A 5,572-nucleotide genomic window follows, 5' to 3' on the forward strand; every position below is an offset into this window, starting at 1 on the left:
GCGCCGCGCACGCCGGCCCGTGCGGTGCCCGCGACCGCGCCGGCCGCGGCGCCCACCGCGGGGGCGGTGCCGCGCGCGACAAGGCGGGGACCGGCCAGGACGATCCCGGCGACGGCGCCCGTGGAACGCGTCAGGAGTCCACCGGCCATCGCTGCCTCTCAGCCCGCGCGCCGACCGCGCGACGCGGAACCACCGCCCGCGCCGCGGGTGCCTGCGGCGCCCTTCGCGGAGGGGGTGTTCTTCGCCGCGTCGGTCTTCGCGGCGGCAGCCTTCCGCGCGGCGGCCCCCGTCGAAGCGGCCTTCGCCGCATCGGCCTTCCCAGCGGCAGCCTTCCGGGCAGCGGTCCCCGTCGAAGCGGCCTTCGCCGCGTCGGCCTTCCCAGCGGCAGCCTTCCGCGCGGCGGCCCCGGTCGAAGCGGCCTTCGCCGCATCAGTCTTCCGCGCGGCGGCCCCGGTCGAAGCGGCCTTCGCCGCGTCGGTCTTCCCAGCGGCCGACTTCCGGGCAGCGGTCCCCGTCGAGGCGGTCTTCGCCGCGTCGGTCTTCGCGGCGGCGGCCTTCCGCGCGGCGGTCCCCGTCGAGGCGGTCGTCGCCGCGTCGGTCTTCCCAGCGGCCGACTTCCGCGCGGCGGGGCCGCTGGTGGTGGCCTTCTGGGCGGCGGCCTTGGTCGCGGTGCTCTTCCGGGCGACGGCCTTCTGCGCCGCGGACCGGGCCGCGGCGCTCTGCTGCGCGGCCGTCCCGGCCGAGACGGCCTTCGCCGCGACGTCCCTCACAGCGGCCGACTTCCGCGCCGCGGTCCCGGTCGCGGAGCCCGTCTTCGCCGCCATCTTGGTCGCGGTGCTCTTCCGCGCGGTGGTGCCGCTCGCCGTGCCCTTCCGCACGGCGGTCCCGCTCGCGGTGCCCTTCTGCGCGGCGACCTTGGTCGCGGTGGTCTTCGCCGTCACGGCCTTCCGAGCGGCGGCCTTGGTCGCGGTGCTCTTCTGCGCCGCCGTCCCCGCACCCGCTCCGGCCCCGGCCGACCCCCTTGCCGTGGACGTGGTGCCGGCCGGCTTCGTCCCGGCCGGCCCGCTCGAAGGCGTCCTCGTGGCGGCCGACTTGACCCCCGCCGGTCCACCCGCCGCCGACTTCGCCGTGCCCGCTCCGGCCAAACCGCTCGCCGCGGCCGGTCCGGTCCCGGCCCGCCTCGCCGCGGCCGCCCTGTTCGCGACCGTCCTGGCCGCGGCCGACTTGCTCGCGACCCTCTTGGCCGCGACGCTCTTCGCCGCCGCGCTCTTCCTCGTGGCGCCGGCCTCCGTGGCCGCGCTCCTCGTCGTGGTCCTCCTCGCGGCGTTCTTCCTCGCCGCCGCGGTCCCCGCCGCCGCATGCCCGCCGGGCGCCACCGCCGCACGCCCGCCTGAGGCGCCCGCGCCCACCGCGGCACGCCCGCCGGACGTCACCGCCGCGCCCCCGTCGGCGGCACCCGCCTCCGGCGGTGGGGTCTCCTGTTGCCGGGGCCGGGTCAGCCATGCCACCGCCGCTCCCGTGATCGCCACCGGCCACTCCACCAAACCGGCGACGCCCGCCACCCCGGCACCGGTGTACACGACCAGTCGCCGCCCGCGCGGCGACACGGCCCCGATCCTGTCCAGCACCCCCTCGGCCGCCCGGCCGACCGTCCCGGCGCCCGGCACCTTCCGCAGCGCCGAGGCGGCCGCGTGCAACGGCCGCGGTAGCGTCTGCGCCGACTTCTGCTCAGCCATGACTGTCCTCGCCCTGTGCGAACCGACGAAACCCTGGGAACATCACCTTCCGCATATCCCCGGGTTCCCGCACCTCGGGCGGTCATCCCGGCGACGTGCCCCCGCGCTCCAGGGCGATCGCGTGCAGCTTCTCCAGTCGCTCCCGCGAGGTCTCGTCGGCCGGTGCGTACGTGACCATGCGGGGCCCCGGCTCCGGTCCGAGCCACAGGTCGGTGTGGTCGAGGCCGATCCGGCCCACGTACCGGTTGACGAACTCCTTGCGCTTGCTGCGGTGGGCGACCACCTCGTACCGCTCCCAGGCCTCCCGGAACTCGGCGGACTCCGACCGCAGCCGCTCCAGCAGCATCTTCCAGGCGGGCTCGGTGAGATGACCGGCCATCGTGGCGCGGAACCGGGCGGCCATCAGCCGCTGCGTCTCCTCCAGGTGGACGATGGACGACCGCCAGTCGTCGTGGGTGAAGGACAGGACCATGCAGTTGCGGTCCTCCGGCGGCACCGCGTCCAGGTCGCACAGCAGCAGCCCGTAGGTGCGGTTGTGGGCGAGGATGTCGTACCGGCTGTTCTGCACGCACGCCGGATACGGCTCGAACTGCTCCAGCAGGGCGCGCAGCGCCGGGGTGACCGACGGGCAGTCGGTCGCGGGCGCCGGGTCGACGGCCCCGGCGAGCTGGAAGAGGTGGGCGCGTTCGGTCGGGTCGAGCAGCAGCGCGCGGGCGAGGGCGTCGAGGACCTGCACGGAGACCTGGATGTCCCGGGCCTGCTCGAGCCACGTGTACCAGGTGACGCCGACGGCCGAGAGCTGGGCGACCTCCTCGCGGCGCAGCCCCGGTGTGCGGCGCCGGCGGCCGCGGGGCAGCCCGACCTGCTCGGGGGCGATGCGTTCGCGGCGGCTGCGCAGGAAGGCGGCGAGTTCGTGCCGCCGGACCCGCGACGCGGCCTGAGGGGGCCCCGGTTCCCGGTCCGTCCTCGGCGCGGCCGCCGCCCGCGTGCCCTCACGGGCCGTCGTCGTCATGCCTCCAGGGTGCCGTGCGCCGGATCCTGTTGCCAGGTGCTCCCGCTACCAGGATCAGGAGACTCTGGTACCGGCCGGGAGGGCGCCGCAGTCTCGACTCCGTGACCGAAACCATCACTTCACGTCCCGTCCGCCCGGCGGCCCCGGCGCCGCCCGCGCTCGGCGGCCCCGGGCTGTTCACGGTGCTGCTGGCCGCGGCGCTCCCCCTCGTCGACTTCTTCATCGTCAACGTCGCCCTGCCCACCATCGGCACCGACCTCTCGGCCGGGGAGGCGGTCCTCGAACTCGTCGTCGCCGGATACGGGGTGGCGTACGCCGTCCTGCTCGTCCTCGGCGGGCGGCTCGGCGACCTGTTCGGCCGGCGGCGGCTGTTCCTGGGCGGCATGGCCGCCTTCGGCCTGACCTCGCTGGCGTGCGGCCTGGCGCCGGACGCCTGGACGCTGGTGGCGGCGCGGGTGGCGCAGGGCGCCTCGGCCGCCGCGATGCTGCCGCAGGTGCTGGCCACCATCCAGGCGACCACCTCCGGTCCCCGCCGGGCCCGGGCCATGAGCCTGTACGGGGCCACGGCCGGCCTGTCGATGGTGGCCGGGCAGATCCTGGGCGGCCTCCTGGTGGCCGCCGACATCGCGGGCACCGGCTGGCGTTCCGTCTTCCTGGTGAACGTCCCGGTCGTGCTGGTGGGCCTGCTGCTGGCCGTCCGCACGGTCCCGGAGACCCGCTCGGCGCGCCCGGAGCCGGTGGACGGCCCCGGCACGGTGCTGCTGGCCGCCTCGCTCCTGACCCTGCTCGTCCCGCTCACCGAGGGCCGGGCGGCGGGCTGGCCGCTGTGGACGTGGCTGTCGCTGACCGCGTTCCCGTTCGCCGCGGCGGCGTTCTACGCGGTGGAGCGCCGGGCGGACCGCGCGGGCCGTACGCCGCTGGTGCCGCCGAGCCTGTTCGCGATCGTCTCGCTGCGGCGGGGGCTGCTGCTGATCGTGCCGTTCTCGGTCGGCTTCAGCGGTTTCATGTTCGTCGTCGCGGTCGCCCTCCAGCAGGGCGCGGGCCTCGGTCCGGTGGCGGCGGGGACGGCACTGGCACCGCTGGCGGTGGTGTTCTTCTTCGTCTCCCTCGCCGGGCCCCGGCTGGTCGCCCGGTACGGCACCCGGGTCGTGCCGGCGGGTGCCGTGCTCCAGGGCGCGGGCCTGGCCCTGATGGCGCTGGCCGCCTGGCGTTCCTGGCCGGACCTCGGCCCGGTCGAGCTGCTGCCGGGCGCGGCGGTCGCCGGGGCCGGGCAGGCGCTCCAGCTCCCCGTGATCTTCCGGATCGTCCTGTCGGAGGTGCCGCCCGCCCGTGCGGGTGTCGGCAGCGGCGTCATGATGACGACGCAGCAGTCGTCCCTGACGCTCGGGGTGGCCGTCCTCGGCACGCTGTTCCTGACTCTGGTGCCGAGCCTGGGCATGCGGGACGCGCTGGTGACGACGCTGCTGGTGCAGTTGGCGGCGGTGGCGCTGACGGGGTTGCTGAGCCTGCGGCTGCCGCGGACGACCGGCTGAGGCGGCGGACGGCTAGCGGCAGGCGGCACGTGGCGCGTGGGCCGGCGCGGGCGTCGCGAGCGGTGAGGTCCCGTCCGGACCGGCCCGGACGGGACCCGGTGGGTGGCGAACGGATCGGGGGCGTTGACGAATGGTCTGGACCAGAGGATTGTCATGCCAGCGCCACCTCACCCCACACAGGAGGCAAGCCGCATGTTCCGTCACCGACTCCGCCTGTTCGCCGCCGCGGCGGCGGCCGCCGCCGTCCTCGTCCCCCTGACGGCCACCACCTCGTCCGCCGCGCCCGCGGCCGACACCTGCGCCGTGAAGTCGAAGCCCGCCGGGAAGGTCCTCCAGGGCTACTGGGAGAACTGGGACGGCGCCGCCAACGGCGTCCACCCGCCCTTCGGCTGGACCCCGATCACCGACTCCCGCATCGCCGCCCACGGTTACAACGTGCTCAACGCGGCCTTCCCGGTCATCCGCTCCGACGGAACGGCCCTGTGGGAGGACGGCATGGACACGGGCGTGAAGGTGGCGACGCCCGCGGAGATGTGCGCGGCGAAGGCGGCCGGGCAGACGATCCTGCTCTCCATCGGCGGCGCGACGGCCGGCATCGACCTCAACTCCACCGCCGTCGCCGACCGCTTCGTCGACACGATCGTGCCGATCCTGAAGAGGTACAACTTCGACGGCATCGACATCGACATCGAGACGGGCCTGACGGGCAGCGGCAACGTCAACCAGCTCTCCACGTCCCAGGCCAACCTGATCCGCGTCATCGACGGCGTCCTCGCCCGGATGCCGTCGAACTTCGGCCTCACCATGGCCCCGGAGACCGCCTACGTCACCGGCGGCAGCATCGTCTACGGCTCGATCTGGGGCGCGTACCTGCCGGTCATCAAGAAGTACGCCGACAACGGCCGCCTGTGGTGGCTGAACATGCAGTACTACAACGGCAGCATGTACGGCTGTTCCGGTGACTCCTACGCGGCCGGCACGGTGCAGGGCTTCACCGCCCAGACCGACTGCCTGAACAAGGGCCTGGTGATCCAGGGCACCACGATCCGGGTGCCGTACGACAAGCAGGTCCCGGGCCTGCCCGCCCAACCCGGCGCGGGCGGCGGCCACATGTCGCCGTCCCTGGTGGCCCAGGCCTGGAACCGCTACAACGGCTCCCTCAAGGGCCTGATGACCTGGTCCCTCAACTGGGACGGCTCGAAGAACTGGACCTTCGGCGACAACGTGAAGGCACTCCAGGGCCGCTGACGAACGAACAGCGCCCCAAAACGCCGAACGCCCACCCCTCACCC

Annotated in this window: 4 protein-coding genes; 2 read left to right on the top strand and 2 right to left on the bottom strand. The window is 74.9% G+C overall.

The annotated features are described in order from the left end of the window. Window positions 1-158: 158 nt before the first annotated feature. Together ACFWJB_RS35310 and ACFWJB_RS35315 are read right to left on the bottom strand one after the other, a co-directional pair. The gene (locus ACFWJB_RS35310; RefSeq protein WP_386927403.1) at window positions 159-1,736 is read right to left on the bottom strand and encodes a hypothetical protein; all 1,578 of its coding nucleotides are present in this window, start codon (window positions 1,734-1,736) and stop codon (window positions 159-161) included. Window positions 1,737-1,818: 82 nt separating this feature from the next. After that, window positions 1,819-2,748, bottom strand: a complete 930-nt coding sequence (locus ACFWJB_RS35315; protein WP_385473216.1) for a helix-turn-helix domain-containing protein — start codon at window positions 2,746-2,748, stop codon at window positions 1,819-1,821. Between the two features lie 101 nt (window positions 2,749-2,849). Here ACFWJB_RS35315 and ACFWJB_RS35320 point away from each other — a divergent pair, with 101 nt between their 5' ends. Together ACFWJB_RS35320 and ACFWJB_RS35325 are read left to right on the top strand one after the other, a co-directional pair. After that, on the top strand, window positions 2,850-4,280 hold the full coding sequence (locus ACFWJB_RS35320; protein WP_386927405.1) for an MFS transporter: 1,431 nt from the start codon (window positions 2,850-2,852) through the stop codon (window positions 4,278-4,280). 192 nt (window positions 4,281-4,472) lie between these two features. After that, window positions 4,473-5,528: a chitinase gene (locus ACFWJB_RS35325; RefSeq protein ID WP_386927407.1), complete on the top strand. Its 1,056-nt coding sequence runs from the start codon at window positions 4,473-4,475 to the stop codon at window positions 5,526-5,528. Window positions 5,529-5,572: the final 44 nt, after the last annotated feature.

Source organism: Streptomyces sp. NPDC127100, assembly GCF_042724095.1.
Taxonomy (GTDB): Bacteria; Actinomycetota; Actinomycetes; order Streptomycetales; family Streptomycetaceae; genus Streptomyces.